The organism is Pseudomonas sp. GD04091, assembly GCF_029836165.1.
Lineage (GTDB): Bacteria > Pseudomonadota > Gammaproteobacteria > Pseudomonadales > Pseudomonadaceae > Aquipseudomonas.
In genome coordinates this window covers 93,530-107,225 of record NZ_JAOEBG010000010.1, presented here as the reverse complement: position 1 = coordinate 107,225, position 13,696 = coordinate 93,530, and the positions used below count along the sequence as shown (strand labels likewise).

Annotated in this window: 13 protein-coding genes; 10 read left to right on the top strand and 3 right to left on the bottom strand. The window is 64.1% G+C overall.

From position 1 onward, the window contains the following. Positions 1-84 precede the first annotated feature (84 nt). The 3 genes from moaC to moaE are packed head-to-tail and all read left to right on the top strand — an operon-like array spanning position 85 to position 1,255. Positions 85-555 (top strand): cyclic pyranopterin monophosphate synthase MoaC, encoded by a 471-nt coding sequence (gene moaC, locus N7422_RS14550; protein ID WP_248917348.1) that lies wholly within the window; start codon positions 85-87, stop codon positions 553-555. Further along, positions 555-800, top strand: coding sequence for a MoaD/ThiS family protein (locus N7422_RS14545; RefSeq protein ID WP_279807174.1), 246 nt, complete (start codon positions 555-557; stop codon positions 798-800). Before moaC ends, N7422_RS14545 begins: the two co-directional genes overlap by 1 nt. 2 nt (positions 801-802) lie before the next feature. Next, positions 803-1,255 carry a molybdopterin synthase catalytic subunit MoaE gene (moaE, locus tag N7422_RS14540; protein WP_279807173.1) on the top strand — a complete coding sequence of 151 codons (453 nt, stop codon included), beginning with the start codon at positions 803-805 and terminating at the stop codon, positions 1,253-1,255. 76 nt (positions 1,256-1,331) lie between these two features. On the opposite strand, the gene rhlB is transcribed toward moaE, so the two are convergent. Then, complete coding sequence (gene rhlB, locus N7422_RS14535) at positions 1,332-2,774, bottom strand: ATP-dependent RNA helicase RhlB (RefSeq protein WP_279807172.1); 1,443 nt, start codon at positions 2,772-2,774, stop codon at positions 1,332-1,334. Between the two features lie 101 nt (positions 2,775-2,875). Beyond that, positions 2,876-3,532 carry an alpha/beta fold hydrolase gene (locus N7422_RS14530; RefSeq protein ID WP_279807171.1) on the bottom strand — a complete coding sequence of 219 codons (657 nt, stop codon included), beginning with the start codon at positions 3,530-3,532 and terminating at the stop codon, positions 2,876-2,878. Positions 3,533-3,867: 335 nt separating this feature from the next. Here N7422_RS14530 and N7422_RS14525 point away from each other — a divergent pair, with 335 nt between their 5' ends. The 4 genes from N7422_RS14525 (at position 3,868) to N7422_RS14510 (ending at position 8,025) form a co-directional block, all read left to right on the top strand. After that, entirely contained in the window at positions 3,868-4,896 is a 1,029-nt protein-coding gene (locus tag N7422_RS14525) for an amino acid ABC transporter substrate-binding protein (RefSeq protein ID WP_279807170.1), read from the top strand. A 67-nt stretch (positions 4,897-4,963) separates the two neighbouring features. After that, positions 4,964-6,142, top strand: a complete 1,179-nt coding sequence (locus N7422_RS14520; RefSeq protein WP_279807169.1) for an amino acid ABC transporter permease — start codon at positions 4,964-4,966, stop codon at positions 6,140-6,142. Positions 6,143-6,152: 10 nt separating this feature from the next. Continuing rightward, on the top strand, positions 6,153-7,250 hold the full coding sequence (locus tag N7422_RS14515; protein ID WP_279807168.1) for an amino acid ABC transporter permease: 1,098 nt from the start codon (positions 6,153-6,155) through the stop codon (positions 7,248-7,250). Between the two features lie 10 nt (positions 7,251-7,260). Next, on the top strand, positions 7,261-8,025 hold the full coding sequence (locus N7422_RS14510) for an amino acid ABC transporter ATP-binding protein (protein WP_279807167.1): 765 nt from the start codon (positions 7,261-7,263) through the stop codon (positions 8,023-8,025). Between the two features lie 183 nt (positions 8,026-8,208). Here N7422_RS14510 and algW read toward each other — a convergent pair whose 3' ends face one another. Next, a complete protein-coding gene (algW, locus tag N7422_RS14505) occupies positions 8,209-9,369 on the bottom strand; it encodes a Do family serine endopeptidase AlgW (RefSeq protein WP_279807166.1) in 1,161 nt (386 codons plus the stop codon). Between the two features lie 281 nt (positions 9,370-9,650). Here algW and N7422_RS14500 point away from each other — a divergent pair, with 281 nt between their 5' ends. The 3 genes from N7422_RS14500 to cysN all read left to right on the top strand — a co-directional run bounded on the left by N7422_RS14500 (position 9,651) and on the right by cysN (position 13,536). After that, complete coding sequence (locus N7422_RS14500) at positions 9,651-10,409, top strand: Nif3-like dinuclear metal center hexameric protein (RefSeq protein WP_279807165.1); 759 nt, start codon at positions 9,651-9,653, stop codon at positions 10,407-10,409. Positions 10,410-10,701: 292 nt separating this feature from the next. Beyond that, the gene (gene cysD / locus N7422_RS14495; protein WP_011535568.1) at positions 10,702-11,619 is read left to right on the top strand and encodes a sulfate adenylyltransferase subunit CysD; all 918 of its coding nucleotides are present in this window, start codon (positions 10,702-10,704) and stop codon (positions 11,617-11,619) included. Between the two features lie 15 nt (positions 11,620-11,634). Then, positions 11,635-13,536 (top strand): sulfate adenylyltransferase subunit CysN, encoded by a 1,902-nt coding sequence (gene cysN / locus N7422_RS14490; RefSeq protein WP_279807164.1) that lies wholly within the window; start codon positions 11,635-11,637, stop codon positions 13,534-13,536. The last annotated feature ends 160 nt before the right edge of the window (positions 13,537-13,696 follow it).

The following is a 13,696-nucleotide window of genomic DNA, read 5'->3' as shown; positions in this document are numbered from 1 at the left end:
CCGTGTACGTCTGGCAGATACTTTCCGCTGCTCAAAGCTGACCTGCAGGTTTACACTCTGCATTCCCTTCCCAGGAGCAGAGCAGTGCTGACTCATCTTGATTCCCAGGGGCGCGCCAACATGGTCGACGTCACTGAAAAGGCCGTGACTGCGCGTGAGGCGATCGCCGAAGCGCGGGTGCGCATGTTGCCGGACACCCTGCGCATGATCGTCGATGGCCAGCATCCCAAGGGCGACGTGTTCGCCGTGGCCCGTATCGCCGGCATCCAGGCGGCGAAGAAGACCAGCGACCTGATCCCGTTGTGCCACCCGTTGATGCTCACCGGCGTCAAGGTCGAGCTGGCCGCCGAGGGCGAGGACGTGGTGCATATCGTCGCCCGCTGCAAGCTGGCCGGACAGACCGGCGTCGAGATGGAAGCGCTGACTGCCGCCAGCGTGGCCGCGCTGACGATCTACGACATGTGCAAGGCAGTGGACAAGGGCATGGTCATCGAGCAGGTGCGCCTGCTGGAAAAAACCGGCGGCAAGAGCGGCCACTACAAGGCGGAGGCGTGATGAAGGTCAAGGTCATGTACTTCGCTCGTTATCGCGAACGGCTGGGGTTCGACAGCGAGCGCCTCGACGGCGATTTCGCCAAGCTCGACGACGTGCGCCAGGCCTTGGTGGCCAAGGGCGGAGCGTACTCGGTGCTGGCCGAACAGAACCTGATGTGCGCGCGCAACGAAGAGCTGTGCAGGCTCGATGAACCGCTGGAGGAGGGCGATGAGATTGCCTTCTTCCCACCCGTGACCGGAGGTTGAACATGGCCGTACGCGTACAGGAAGCGGCATTCGATCCAGGCTTCGAGGTCAATGCCATGCACGCCGCCAACGTTGGCGTGGGGGCGGTGGTCGGTTTCGTCGGCTATGTGCGGGACTTCAATGATGGCCTGGATGTGGCGGGGATGTTCCTCGAACATTATCCAGGCATGACCGAGAAGGCCCTGGCCAAGATCGTGGTCGAGGCCGAGCAGCGCTGGCCGTTGCTCAAGGTCGAGGTGCTGCACCGCATCGGCGCCCTGGAGCCGGGCGAGCCGATCGTCTTCGTCGGCGTGGCCAGCGCGCACCGGCAGGCGGCGTTCGATGCCTGCAACTTCATCATGGATTACCTGAAGACCCGGGCGCCGTTCTGGAAGAAGGAGAACACCCAGGATGGACCGCGCTGGGTCGAGGGGAGGCAGAGCGACCAGGATGCGGCAGGGCGCTGGGAGTCCTAGGGGAAGGTCGCTTTCTGTAGGAGCGGCCTTGTGCCGCGAAGGGCCGCTCCCACAGGGAGGTGAGCGGCCTTGAAGATCAATGATGCTTGCGCGGCACCGGCTTCAACAGCTCGTCCGGCGGCATCTCGCACTTGATCTTGCGCCCCAGCAGCTCCTCGATCGCCGGCAGCTGGTACGAATCATCCTCGCCGGCAAAGCTGATCGACACGCCACTGCTGCCCGCCCGACCGGTACGGCCAATACGGTGCACGTAGTCGTCCGGATCTTCCGGCAGGGTGAAGTTGATCACATGGCTGATGCCGTCGATGTGAATGCCGCGGCCGGCCACGTCGGTGGCCACCAGCACGGTGATGCGCCCTTCGCGGAAGCTCTCCAGGGTCCGGATGCGCTTGTGCTGCGGCACGTCGCCCGACAGCTGGGCGGCGTTGACGCCGTCGCGCACCAGCTTTTCCTCGATGCGCCGCACTTCGTCCTTGCGGTTGGCGAATACCATCACCCGTTCCCACTTGTTCTGCGTGACCAGGTTGTACAGCAGCTTGTACTTGTCGCTGCCGGCCACCGCGTAGACATGCTGCTCGACGGTCTCGCTGGCCACGTTCTCCGGCTCGATCTCGACGATGGCCGGGTTGGTGGTCCACTGCTTGGCCAGGTTCATCACGTCGTCGGTGAAGGTGGCGGAGAACAGCAGAGTCTGGCGCTCGCTCTTCGGCGGGGTCTGGCGGATGATCTGGCGAACCTGGGGGATGAAGCCCATGTCGAGCATGCGGTCGGCTTCGTCCAGCACCAGTACCTCGACCATGTCCAGATGCACCTCGCCGCGCTGGTTGAAGTCCAGCAGACGGCCCGGGGTGGCCACCAGGATGTCGCAGTGGCGGGCTTCGAGCGACTTGAGCTGCTTGTCGAAGTCCATGCCGCCGACGAAGCTCATCACGTTCAGGCCGGTGTACTTGGTCAGCGCCTGGGCATCCTTGGCGATCTGCACCACCAGCTCGCGGGTCGGGGCGATGATCAGCGCCCGGGGTTCGCCCATGTAGCGTTCCTTGGGCGGAGGCACCTGCTGCAGCTGCGAAATGATCGAGATCAGGAACGCGGCGGTCTTGCCGGTGCCGGTCTGGGCCCGGCCGATGGCGTCCTGGCCACGCAGGGTATAGCCCAGGACCTGGGCCTGGATCGGCGTGCAGTAGGGGAAACCGAGGTCATGGATGGCGTGCATCAGCTCGTTGGAGAGCTTGAAGTCGTGGAAGCGGGTCTTGCCTTCCTGTGGCTCGACCACGAAGTCCTCGGGCTTCCACAGGCTGGCCTGGGGCTTTGGCTTGCGCTCGCGGCGCGGCTTCTCTTTGGCGGCGGGCTCGGCACGAGGCTTGTCGGTCGGTTTGGCTGGCGCCTTGGCGCTTTCGCGCGCCGGAGGCTTCGGGGCGGCCGGCGGCGAGGCCGGTGCGGGTGGAGTCACGGCGACGGGCTCGGTGGCCTGTGGCGCGGCGTCTCCCTTGGCGAATATTTTCTTGAGTGCCTTGAGCACGATCGTCTCGTCAACTGGTTAAGGAATGTACGCCGGGCAGTGTAATGCAAGAATCGGGCGCGGCGTAGTGGAATGCTCGGTGGGCTACAGGCGAGCCGGGGTCATTGCAGCTGGCGGTTCAGCCAGTCGTGGATGTCGTTCAGTTCCTCGACCACCACTTCATGCTCCATGGGGTACTCATGCCAGCGCGCGGCCACGCCCCAGGTATTGAGGTATTCGAACGCCGTACGGCCCATGGACGGGATCACCACCGGGTCATGCACGCCATGCAGGCACAGCGCCGGCGTGCGCTGCTGGCAGGCGCTCAGTTGCTGGCCGTCGGTGAAGGTCGGGGCATAGGTCGAGAGGGCGATGACCCCGCCCAGGGCTTCCTGCCACTTTATATAGGCCGTGTGCAGCACCACCGCGCCGCCCTGGGAGAAACCGGCGAGGAAGATGCGCGACAGGTCGATGCCCTTGGCCCGCTCGGCTTCGATCAGTTCGATCACCTGCGCGGCCGAGGCTTCCAGCTGGGCCTCATCGATGGACCGGGCCGGGGTCATGGCCTTGATGTCATACCAGCTGGGCATCTGGTAGCCGCCATTGATGGTCACCGGGCGGGTTGGCGCCTGGGGCATGACGAAGCGCGTGCCGAGCAGACGCTCCTGGAGAAATTCGGCCACCGGTAGAAAGTCGTAACGGTCGGCGCCCAGGCCGTGCAACCAGATCACACAGGCGTCGGCGGTCTTCTGCGGTTCGAGAATCAGCGGGTTGGTCATGACTGCTCCGAAAAAGTGCGCACGTACGGATTGAGTGCGTAAAAAAAAGGCGATGGGGGTTAATGCCAGAAAAAGATGTCGCAACTCTACAACTTTTCCTACTTGACGCTCGCTTAATCGCTTTAGCCCTCGACTGTGGTACGCCCTTTGCTATGTCCTTCGCATGCGTAGGAGTGGGCCAGTCGCGGTAACACCCTTCGTGTGGATTGAAGGCTGTCACAGAACAGCCCATTGCGCCAATTGACCCAAAAACAAGCCAACAAGGGGTCGGATGCGCCTCATAAGGGTGCGGTGCAATTCCGGCTCATACAACAAGAGCGATTTGGAGGTTGTTGATGAAGATGTTGAAAACCACCCTGGCAGTCCTGACCGCCGCCGCCGCGCTGGGCGCCACCAGCTTCGCCCAGGCCGGCGCCACACTCGACGCGGTGAAGAAGAAGGGCTTCGTCCAGTGTGGCGTGAGCGATGGTCTTCCAGGCTTCTCCGTGCCTGACGCGCAAGGCAAGATCGTCGGCATCGACGCCGATGTGTGCCGCGCCGTGGCCGCCGCCGTGTTCGGTGACGCGACCAAGGTCAAGTTCAGCCAGCTCAACGCCAAGGAGCGCTTCACCGCGCTGCAGTCCGGCGAAGTCGACGTGCTGTCGCGTAATACCACCTGGACCAGTTCGCGCGATGCCGGCATGGGCCTGGTGTTCGCTGGCGTCACCTACTATGACGGCGTCGGTTTCCTGGTCAACAAGAAGCTTGGCGTTTCCAGCGCCAAGGAGCTCGATGGCGCGACCATCTGCATCCAGGCCGGCACCACCACCGAACTGAACGTGTCCGACTACTTCCGCGCCAACGGCCTGAAGTACACCCCGATCACCTTCGACACCTCCGACGAGAGCGCCAAGTCGCTGGAGTCCGGCCGTTGCGACGTGCTGACCTCCGACAAGTCGCAGCTGTTCGCCCAGCGCTCCAAGCTGGCCGCGCCGACCGACTACGTGGTGCTGCCTGAAACCATCTCCAAGGAGCCGCTGGGCCCGGTGGTGCGCAAGGGCGACGAGGAGTGGTTCAGCATCGTCAAGTGGACCCTGTTCGCCATGCTCAATGCCGAGGAGGCCGGCATCACCTCGAAGAACGTCGAGGCTGAGGCCAAGTCCACCAAGAACCCTGACAACGCCCGCCTGCTGGGCGCCGACGGCGAGTACGGCAAGGACCTCAAGCTGCCCAAGGACTGGGTAGTGCAGATCGTCAAGCAAGTCGGCAACTATGGCGAAGTGTTCGAGAAGAACCTTGGCCAGAGCACCGACCTGAAGATCGACCGTGGCATGAACGCCCTGTGGAACAACGGCGGCATCCAGTACGCGCCACCTGTGCGCTGATGGCTGCCCCCCGCGGCGGCATCCTGCCGCCGCGGGTCGTTCGAATCCCTTCTTTTCGGGGCACTTCATGCAAAATCAAATCGGCGCACGGAAAGGGTTTTCCCTTAGTGATCCACGTGTGCGCGCGTGGCTGTTCCAGATCCTCACCGTGGTTTTCGTGGTGGGACTGGGCTGGTACCTGTTCCACAACACTCAAACCAACCTGCAGCATCGGGGCATCACCTCGGGCTTCGACTTCCTCGAGCGCAGCGCCGGCTTTGGCATCGCCCAGCACCTGATCCCCTACGTGGAATCGGACAGCTACGCCCGAGTGTTCGTCATCGGCCTGCTCAACACGCTGCTGGTGACCTTCATCGGCATCATCCTGGCAACGCTGCTGGGCTTCGTCATCGGCGTGGCGCGGCTGTCGCCGAACTGGATGATCAACAAGCTGGCGACGGTGTACGTCGAGACCTTCCGCAACATCCCGCCGCTGCTGCAGATCCTGTTCTGGTACTTCGCCGTGTTCCTGACCCTGCCGGGGCCACGGGGCAGCATCAACATCGACGACACCTTCTTCATCAGCAACCGCGGCCTGAACATGCCCGGCGCCTCGATGGCCGAAGGCTTCTGGCCGTTCGTGGCGGCGCTGGCCCTGGCGATCGTCGCCATCGTGGCGATGGTGCGCCATGCCAACAAGCGCTTCGACGAAACCGGCGAGCCGTTCCACAAGTTCTGGGTCGGCCTGCTGCTGTTCATCGGCATCCCCGGCGTATGCACGCTGCTGTTCGGCAGTCCGGTGCACTGGGAAGTGCCTCAGCTCAAGGGCTTCAACTTCGTCGGTGGCTGGGTGCTGATCCCCGAGCTGCTGGCCCTGACCCTGGCGCTGACCGTCTACACCGCGGCGTTCATCGCCGAGATCGTGCGCTCCGGCATCCGTTCGGTCAGCCACGGCCAGACCGAGGCGGCCCGCTCGCTGGGGCTGCGCGAAGGCCCGACGCTGCGCAAGGTGATCATTCCCCAGGCCTTGCGGGTGATCATTCCGCCGCTGACCAGCCAGTACCTGAACCTGGCGAAGAACTCGTCGCTGGCGGCCGGTATCGGCTACCCGGAGATGGTCTCGCTGTTCGCCGGTACCGTGCTCAACCAGACCGGCCAGGCCATCGAGGTGATCGCCATCACCATGAGCGTCTATCTCGCCATCAGCATCACCATTTCGCTGTTGATGAACTGGTACAACAAGCGCATCGCGCTGATCGAACGGTGAGGGTACATCCGTGACAGCCCATGTTTTCAAACCTGACATGCCGCCACCGGTGAAGACCGTCGGCGCGCTCGCCTGGATGCGGGCCAACCTGTTCTCCAGCTGGCTGAACACGCTGCTGACACTGTTCGCCCTGTATCTGGTCTGGCTGATCGTGCCACCGCTGGTGCAGTGGGCGTTCATCGATGCCAACTGGGTCGGCACCACCCGCGCCGACTGCACCAAGGAAGGCGCCTGCTGGGTGTTCATCCAGCAGCGCTTCGGCCAGTTCATGTACGGTTATTACCCGACAGAGCTGCGCTGGCGCGTCGACCTGACCGTCTGGCTCGCCGTGCTCGGCGCCGCACCGCTGTTCATCAAGCGCTTCCCGCGCAAGGCCGTGTACGGCCTGGGCTTCCTGGTGCTGTACCCGATCCTTGCCTACGTCCTGCTGCACGGCGGCGTGCTGGGCCTGGACACGGTGCCCACCAGTCAGTGGGGTGGCCTGATGCTGACCCTGGTGATCGCCACCGTGGGCATCGTCGGCGCCTTGCCGCTGGGTATCCTGCTGGCCCTCGGGCGGCGCTCGAACATGCCGGCGGTGAAGGTGGTCTGCGTGACCTTCATCGAGTTCTGGCGTGGCGTGCCACTGATCACCGTGCTGTTCATGTCGTCGGTGATGCTGCCGCTGTTCCTGCCCGAGGGCATGAGCTTTGACAAGCTGCTGCGGGCCATGATCGGCGTGATCCTGTTCCAGTCGGCGTACATCGCCGAGGTGGTGCGCGGCGGTCTGCAGGCCATCCCCAAGGGCCAGTACGAAGCCGCTGCGGCCATGGGCCTGGGCTACTGGCGGGCGATGGGCCTGGTGATCCTGCCCCAGGCGCTCAAGCTGGTGATCCCCGGCATCGTCAACACCTTCATCGCCCTGTTCAAGGACACCAGCCTGGTGATCATCATCGGCCTGTTCGACCTGCTCAACAGCGTCAAGCAGGCGGCGGCCGACCCGACCTGGCTGGGCATGGCCACCGAGGGCTACGTGTTCGCCGCCCTGGTGTTCTGGATTTTCTGTTTCGGTATGTCCCGCTACTCCATGCACCTGGAGCGCAAGCTGGACACTGGCCACAAGCGTTAGGAGTTTCGAAATGAGTGAAGCGATCAAGCAGCCTGCCGGCCCCGAAGGCATCATCCAGATGCAGGGCGTGAACAAGTGGTACGGCCAGTTCCATGTGCTCAAGGACATCAATCTGAACGTGCGCCAGGGCGAGCGCATCGTGCTGTGCGGGCCGTCCGGCTCGGGCAAGTCGACCACCATCCGCTGCCTCAACCGCCTGGAGGAGCACCAGCAGGGGCGCATCGTCGTCGATGGCGTGGAGCTGACCAGCGACCTCAAGCAGATCGAGGCGATCCGCCGCGAGGTGGGCATGGTGTTCCAGCACTTCAACCTGTTCCCGCACCTGACCATTCTCGAGAACTGCACCCTGGCGCCGATGTGGGTGCGCAAGCTGCCACGGCGCAAGGCCGAGGAAATCGCCATGCACTTCCTGGAGCGCGTGCGCATTCCGGAGCAGGCGCACAAGTACCCGGGCCAGTTGTCCGGTGGTCAGCAGCAGCGGGTGGCGATTGCCCGGGCGCTGTGCATGAAACCGAAGATCATGCTGTTCGACGAACCGACTTCGGCACTGGACCCGGAGATGGTCAAGGAGGTGCTCGACACCATGGTCAGCCTGGCCGAAGACGGCATGACCATGCTCTGCGTGACCCACGAGATGGGCTTCGCCCGCACCGTGGCGAACCGGGTGATCTTCATGGACAAGGGGGAGATCGTCGAGCAGGCGGCGCCGGATGACTTCTTCGACCGACCGCGCAGTGATCGGACCAAGCTGTTCCTCAGCCAGATCCTGCATTGATGCAATCGGGGTCGCTTTGCGACCCTTTTGGTGCGGCTGGCGCGGTCGTTGTAGGAGCGGCCTTGTGTCGCGAAAGGGCTGCGCAGCGGCCCCAGAATCTCAGCTTCGCCACAAATGCCGTTGGGGCCGCGTTGCGGCCCTTTCGCGAGACAAGGCCGCTCCTACAAGGAGCTCCGTGTAGCCTTACTTCTCTTCCTTCGTGGCCACTGGCGCCGGTGGCGGCCGCAGCCCCACCTCGGCCACCAGCTTCAGTTGCTGGCCATTGCGCACCACCTCGATGGTGATCTTCTCGTTGGGCTTGATCCGCGCCACCTGGTTCATCGACTTGCGCCCGTCACCGGCCGGTTCGCCGTTGATGCTCAGGATCACGTCACCCAGCTGCAGCCCCGCGCGCGCCGCCGGGCCATCGCGGAAGATGCCTGCCACCACGATACCCGGGCGACCCTGCATGCCGAACGACTCGGCCAGCTCCTGGCTCAGCGGCTGAACCTCGATGCCCAGCCAGCCACGGATCACCTGGCCATGCTCGACGATCGACTTCATCACCTCCAGCGCCAGCTTGACCGGGATGGCGAAGCCGATGCCCTGGGAACCGCCGGACTTGGAGAAGATCGCCGTGTTGATGCCCACCAGGTTGCCATTGGCATCCACCAGCGCGCCGCCCGAGTTGCCGGGGTTGATCGCCGCGTCGGTCTGGATGAAGTCTTCGTAGTTGTTCAGCCCCAGCTGGTTGCGGCCAGTGGCGCTGATGATGCCCATGGTCACGGTCTGGCCGACGCCGAACGGGTTGCCGATCGCCAGGGTCACGTCACCGATGTGAATGTTGTCGGAGCGGCCGATGGTGATCGCCGGCAGGTTCTTCAGGTCGATCTTGAGCACCGCCAGGTCGGTTTCCGGGTCGCTGCCGATCACCCGGGCCAGCGTCTCGCGGCCGTCCTTGAGGGCCACGACGATCTGATCGGCACCGCTGGTGACGTGGTTGTTGGTCAGCAGGTAACCTTCGGGGCTCATGATCACCGCCGAACCCAGGCTCGATTCCCAGCGGCGCTGCTTGGGCAGGTTGTCACCGAAGAAGCGGCGGAACTGCGGGTCTTCGAACAGCGGGTGGGCGCTCTTGTTCACCACCTTGGTGGTGTACAGGTTGACCACGGCGGGGGCGGCCAGTGTCACGGCGTCGGCGTAGGACACCGGGCCTTGCATGATTCGTGTGGTTTGCGGCGCTTGCTGCAGGTTGACGTCCTGGCTGGGCAGGCCGACCCATTGCGGGAAGCGCTGGATGATCAGTACGGCGATCAGCACGCCTGTGAGCAGGGGCCAGCCGAAGTAACGCAGAGCCTTGAACATGAATGAATCCTGGGAGTCGGGCGGGGGCCGGATCAGTGAGGCCCGGGGCAAGCGCGCGCGATCATACACGTGAACACAACGATCGGCGACGGCTCTGCTCGATCGCAGGCCAAGCCTGCTCCCACAGTGTGACGAGGTGGCGTGGGAGCGGGCTTGGCCCGCGATGGCTTGGATCCCCCAGGCGACTGCCGCCGGTTCCCCCGAAACCGACGACGGCCCATAATGGCGGCCATTATAGGGCCTCGCGCCCTGCCGCAACGCCGAATTCGAGGAGATTTTTCATGGCCGTCGCCCTCAATACCCTGGTCGAGGAAGCCGAACGCTACCTGGCCAGCGCGAAGATCCAGGATTACTGCCCCAACGGCCTGCAGGTCGAAGGCCGCCCCCAGGTCAGCCGCATCGTCACCGGCGTGACCGCCAGCCAGGCGCTGCTGGACGCCGCGGTCGAAGCCGAGGCCGACCTGGTGCTGGTGCACCATGGCTACTTCTGGAAGGGTGAAGACCCTTGCATCACCGGGATGAAGCAGCGGCGACTGAAGACCCTGCTCAAGCACGACATCAGCCTGCTGGCCTACCACCTGCCGTTGGACGTGCACCCTGAAGTGGGCAACAACGTGCAATTGGCGCGTCAGCTGGACATCACCGTCGAAGGCCCGCTGGACCCGAACAACCCCAAGGTGGTCGGCCTGGTCGGTTCGCTGGCCGAACCCCTGTCGGCTCGGGACTTCGCTCGCCGGGTGCAGGAGGCCATGGGCCGTGAACCACTGCTGGTCGAGGGCGAGCGGATGATCCGCCGCGTGGGCTGGTGCACCGGAGGCGGACAGGGCTACATCGACACCGCCATCGCCGCCGGGGTGGATCTGTTCCTCAGCGGCGAGGCCTCCGAACAGACCTTCCACAGTGCCCGCGAAAACGGCATCAGTTTCATTGCCGCCGGGCATCACGCCACCGAGCGCTATGGCGTGCAGGCGCTGGGCGATTACCTGGCGCGGCGGTTTGCGCTGGAGCACCTGTTCATCGACTGCCCGAATCCGATCTGACCCATCGCGGGCGGCGGATATGCTTTCCTGTAGGGGCGGCCTTGTGTCGCGAAAGGGCTGCAAAGCAGCCCCGGCGATCTATGCATCAACGCTGAAATCCCGGGGCTGCTACGCAGCCCTTTCGCGACACAAGGCCGCGCCTACAGGCGCCTCGCATGGCCCAAACCCCTAGTCATATCGTTAGATTGTTTCGATCTAGCCACCCTCCTAAATAGAATCAGGTGCTGTGATAAAGTGGCTCGCTCGAACACGGCCCGCAGGCCGTCCATAAGATCGTTTTTCGTGAGTAGCCATGGTCGACAATCTGACGCACTTGAAACAGCTGGAGGCGGAGAGCATCCACATCATCCGCGAGGTGGCCGCCGAGTTCGACAACCCGGTGATGCTGTACTCGATCGGCAAGGATTCCGCGGTCATGCTGCACCTGGCGCGCAAGGCGTTCTTCCCGGGCAAGCTGCCGTTCCCGGTGATGCACGTCGACACCCAGTGGAAATTCCAGGAGATGTACCGCTTCCGCGACAAGATGGTCGAAGAGATGGGCCTGGAGCTGATCACCCACGTCAACCCCGAGGGCGTGGCGCAAGGCATCAACCCGTTCACCCATGGCAGTTCCAAGCACACCGACATCATGAAGACCCAGGGCCTGAAGCAGGCGCTGGACAAGCATGGTTTCGACGCCGCCTTCGGTGGCGCGCGCCGCGACGAAGAGAAGTCGCGGGCCAAGGAACGCGTCTACTCGTTCCGTGACAGCAAGCACCGCTGGGACCCGAAGAACCAGCGCCCCGAGCTGTGGAACATCTACAACGGCAAGGTCAACAAGGGCGAGTCGATCCGCGTGTTCCCGCTGTCGAACTGGACCGAGCTGGACATCTGGCAGTACATCTATCTCGAAGGCATCCCGATCGTGCCGTTGTACTTCGCCGCCGAGCGCGAAGTGATCGAGAAGAACGGCACCCTGATCATGATCGACGACGAGCGCATCCTCGAGCACCTGAGCGACGAGGAGAAGGCGCGCATCGTCAAGAAGAAAGTGCGTTTCCGTACCCTGGGCTGCTACCCGCTGACGGGCGCGGTCGAGTCCGAAGCCGAAACCCTGACGGACATCATCCAGGAGATGCTCCTGACCCGTACGTCCGAGCGCCAGGGCCGCGTCATCGACCACGATGGCGCCGGTTCCATGGAAGACAAAAAACGCCAAGGCTACTTCTAATTTCAGGGTTCCATCATGTCGCACCAATCCGAATTGATCTGCGAGGACATCCTCGCCTACCTGGCCCAGCACGAGCGTAAAGAGCTGCTGCGCTTCCTCACCTGCGGCAACGTCGACGACGGCAAGAGCACCCTGATCGGGCGCCTGCTGCACGACTCGAAGATGATCTACGAGGACCACCTCGAGGCCATCACCCGCGATTCGAAAAAATCCGGCACCACCGGTGAAGAGGTCGACCTGGCGCTGCTGGTCGACGGCCTGCAGGCCGAGCGCGAGCAGGGCATCACCATCGATGTCGCCTACCGCTACTTCTCCACCGCCAAGCGCAAGTTCATCATCGCCGACACCCCGGGCCACGAGCAGTACACCCGCAACATGGCCACCGGCGCCTCGACCTGCGACCTGGCGATCATCCTGGTCGACGCCCGCTACGGCGTGCAGACCCAGACCCGCCGGCACAGCTACATCGCCTCCCTGCTGGGCATCAAGCACATCGTCGTCGCGGTCAACAAGATGGACCTCAAGGGTTTCGACGAGCAGGTCTTCGAGTCGATCAAGGCCGACTACCTGAAGTTCGCCGAGGGCATCGACCTCAAGCCGTCGAGCCTGCACTTCGTGCCGATGTCGGCGCTCAAGGGCGACAACGTGGTCAACCGCAGCGAGCGTTCGCCGTGGTACACGGGCCCGGCGCTGATGGAGATCCTCGAGACCGTCGAGATCGCCGCCGACCGCAACGTCACCGACCTGCGTTTCCCGGTGCAGTACGTCAACCGTCCGAACCTGAACTTCCGCGGCTTTGCCGGCACCATCGCCGGTGGTGTGGTGCACAAGGGCGACGAGATCGTGGTGCTGCCGTCGGGCAAGAGGAGCCGGGTCAAGTCCATCGTCACCTACGAAGGCGAGCTGGAGAACGCAGGCCCCGGCCAGGCCGTGACCCTGACCATGGAAGACGAGATCGACATCTCCCGTGGTGACCTGCTGGTGCACGCCGACAACGTCCCGCAGGTCGCCGACCAGTTCGACGCCATGCTGGTGTGGATGGCCGAAGAGCCGATGCTCCCGGGCAAGAAATACGATATCAAGCGCGCCACCAGCTATGTGCCGGGCTCGATCGCCAGCATTACCCACAAGGTCGACGTGAACACTCTGGAGCAGGGCGCCGCCAGCGCGCTGCAGCTCAACGAGATCGGCCGGGTCAAGGTCGCGCTGGACAGCGCCATCGCTTTGGACGGTTACGAAAGCAACCGCACCACCGGTGCGTTCATCGTCATCGACCGCCTGACCAACGGCACCGTCGGCGCCGGGATGATCATCGCCCCACCGGTGCTGCCGCACGGTGGCTCCGGCCAGCACGGCAAGCTGGCCCACGTCACCACCGAGGAGCGCGCCCTGCGCTTCGGCCAGCAGCCGGCCACGGTGCTGTTCAGCGGCCTGTCCGGCGCCGGCAAGAGCACCCTGGCCTATGCCGTGGAGCGCAAGCTGTTCGACATGGGCCGCGCGGTCTATGTGCTCGATGGCCAGAACCTGCGTCACGACCTGAACAAGGGCCTGCCGCAGGATCGCTCCGGCCGCACCGAGAACTGGCGCCGCGCCGCCCATGTGGCGCGCCAGTTCAACGAAGCCGGGCTGCTGACCCTGGCGGCGTTCGTCGCCCCGGATGCCGAAGGCCGCGAGCAGGCCAAGGCGCTGATCGGCAAGGAGCGGCTGATCACCGTGTATGTCCAGGCTTCGCCGCTGGTGTGCCGCGAGCGCGATCCGCAGGGGCTTTACGCCGCCGGTGGCGACAACATCCCGGGCGAGAGCTTCCCGTTCGACGTGCCGCTGGATGCGGACCTGGTGATCGACACCCAGTCGGTCAGCGTCGATGAAGGCGTGAAGCAGGTGCTGGATGTGCTGCGTCAGCGTGGCGCGATTTAAGCGGTAGCTTCACGCCACTTGCTGGGGCCGCCTTGCGGTACATCGCGGGCAAGCCCGCTCTTACAGGTGCCAAGCGATACCTGTAAGAGCGGGCTTGCCCGCGAGGTGCTGTCGGCCTACAGCATGTTCGACAGCCTGGTCAAAGAGGCATTTGGCTAGG

Excerpts from the sequence above, each read along its gene's own strand:
- cysN (WP_279807164.1), top strand. The coding sequence starts at position 11,635 with ATGTCGCACCAATCCGAATTGATCTGCGAGGACATCCTCGCCTACCTG.
- N7422_RS14530 (WP_279807171.1), bottom strand. The coding sequence starts at position 3,532 with ATGACCAACCCGCTGATTCTCGAACCGCAGAAGACCGCCGACGCCTGT.
- cysD (WP_011535568.1), top strand. The coding sequence starts at position 10,702 with ATGGTCGACAATCTGACGCACTTGAAACAGCTGGAGGCGGAGAGCATC.
- algW (WP_279807166.1), bottom strand. The coding sequence starts at position 9,369 with ATGTTCAAGGCTCTGCGTTACTTCGGCTGGCCCCTGCTCACAGGCGTG.
- moaE (WP_279807173.1), top strand. The coding sequence starts at position 803 with ATGGCCGTACGCGTACAGGAAGCGGCATTCGATCCAGGCTTCGAGGTC.
- N7422_RS14520 (WP_279807169.1), top strand. The coding sequence starts at position 4,964 with ATGCAAAATCAAATCGGCGCACGGAAAGGGTTTTCCCTTAGTGATCCA.
- N7422_RS14525 (WP_279807170.1), top strand. The coding sequence starts at position 3,868 with ATGAAGATGTTGAAAACCACCCTGGCAGTCCTGACCGCCGCCGCCGCG.
- N7422_RS14510 (WP_279807167.1), top strand. The coding sequence starts at position 7,261 with ATGAGTGAAGCGATCAAGCAGCCTGCCGGCCCCGAAGGCATCATCCAG.
- N7422_RS14500 (WP_279807165.1), top strand. The coding sequence starts at position 9,651 with ATGGCCGTCGCCCTCAATACCCTGGTCGAGGAAGCCGAACGCTACCTG.
- N7422_RS14545 (WP_279807174.1), top strand. The coding sequence starts at position 555 with ATGAAGGTCAAGGTCATGTACTTCGCTCGTTATCGCGAACGGCTGGGG.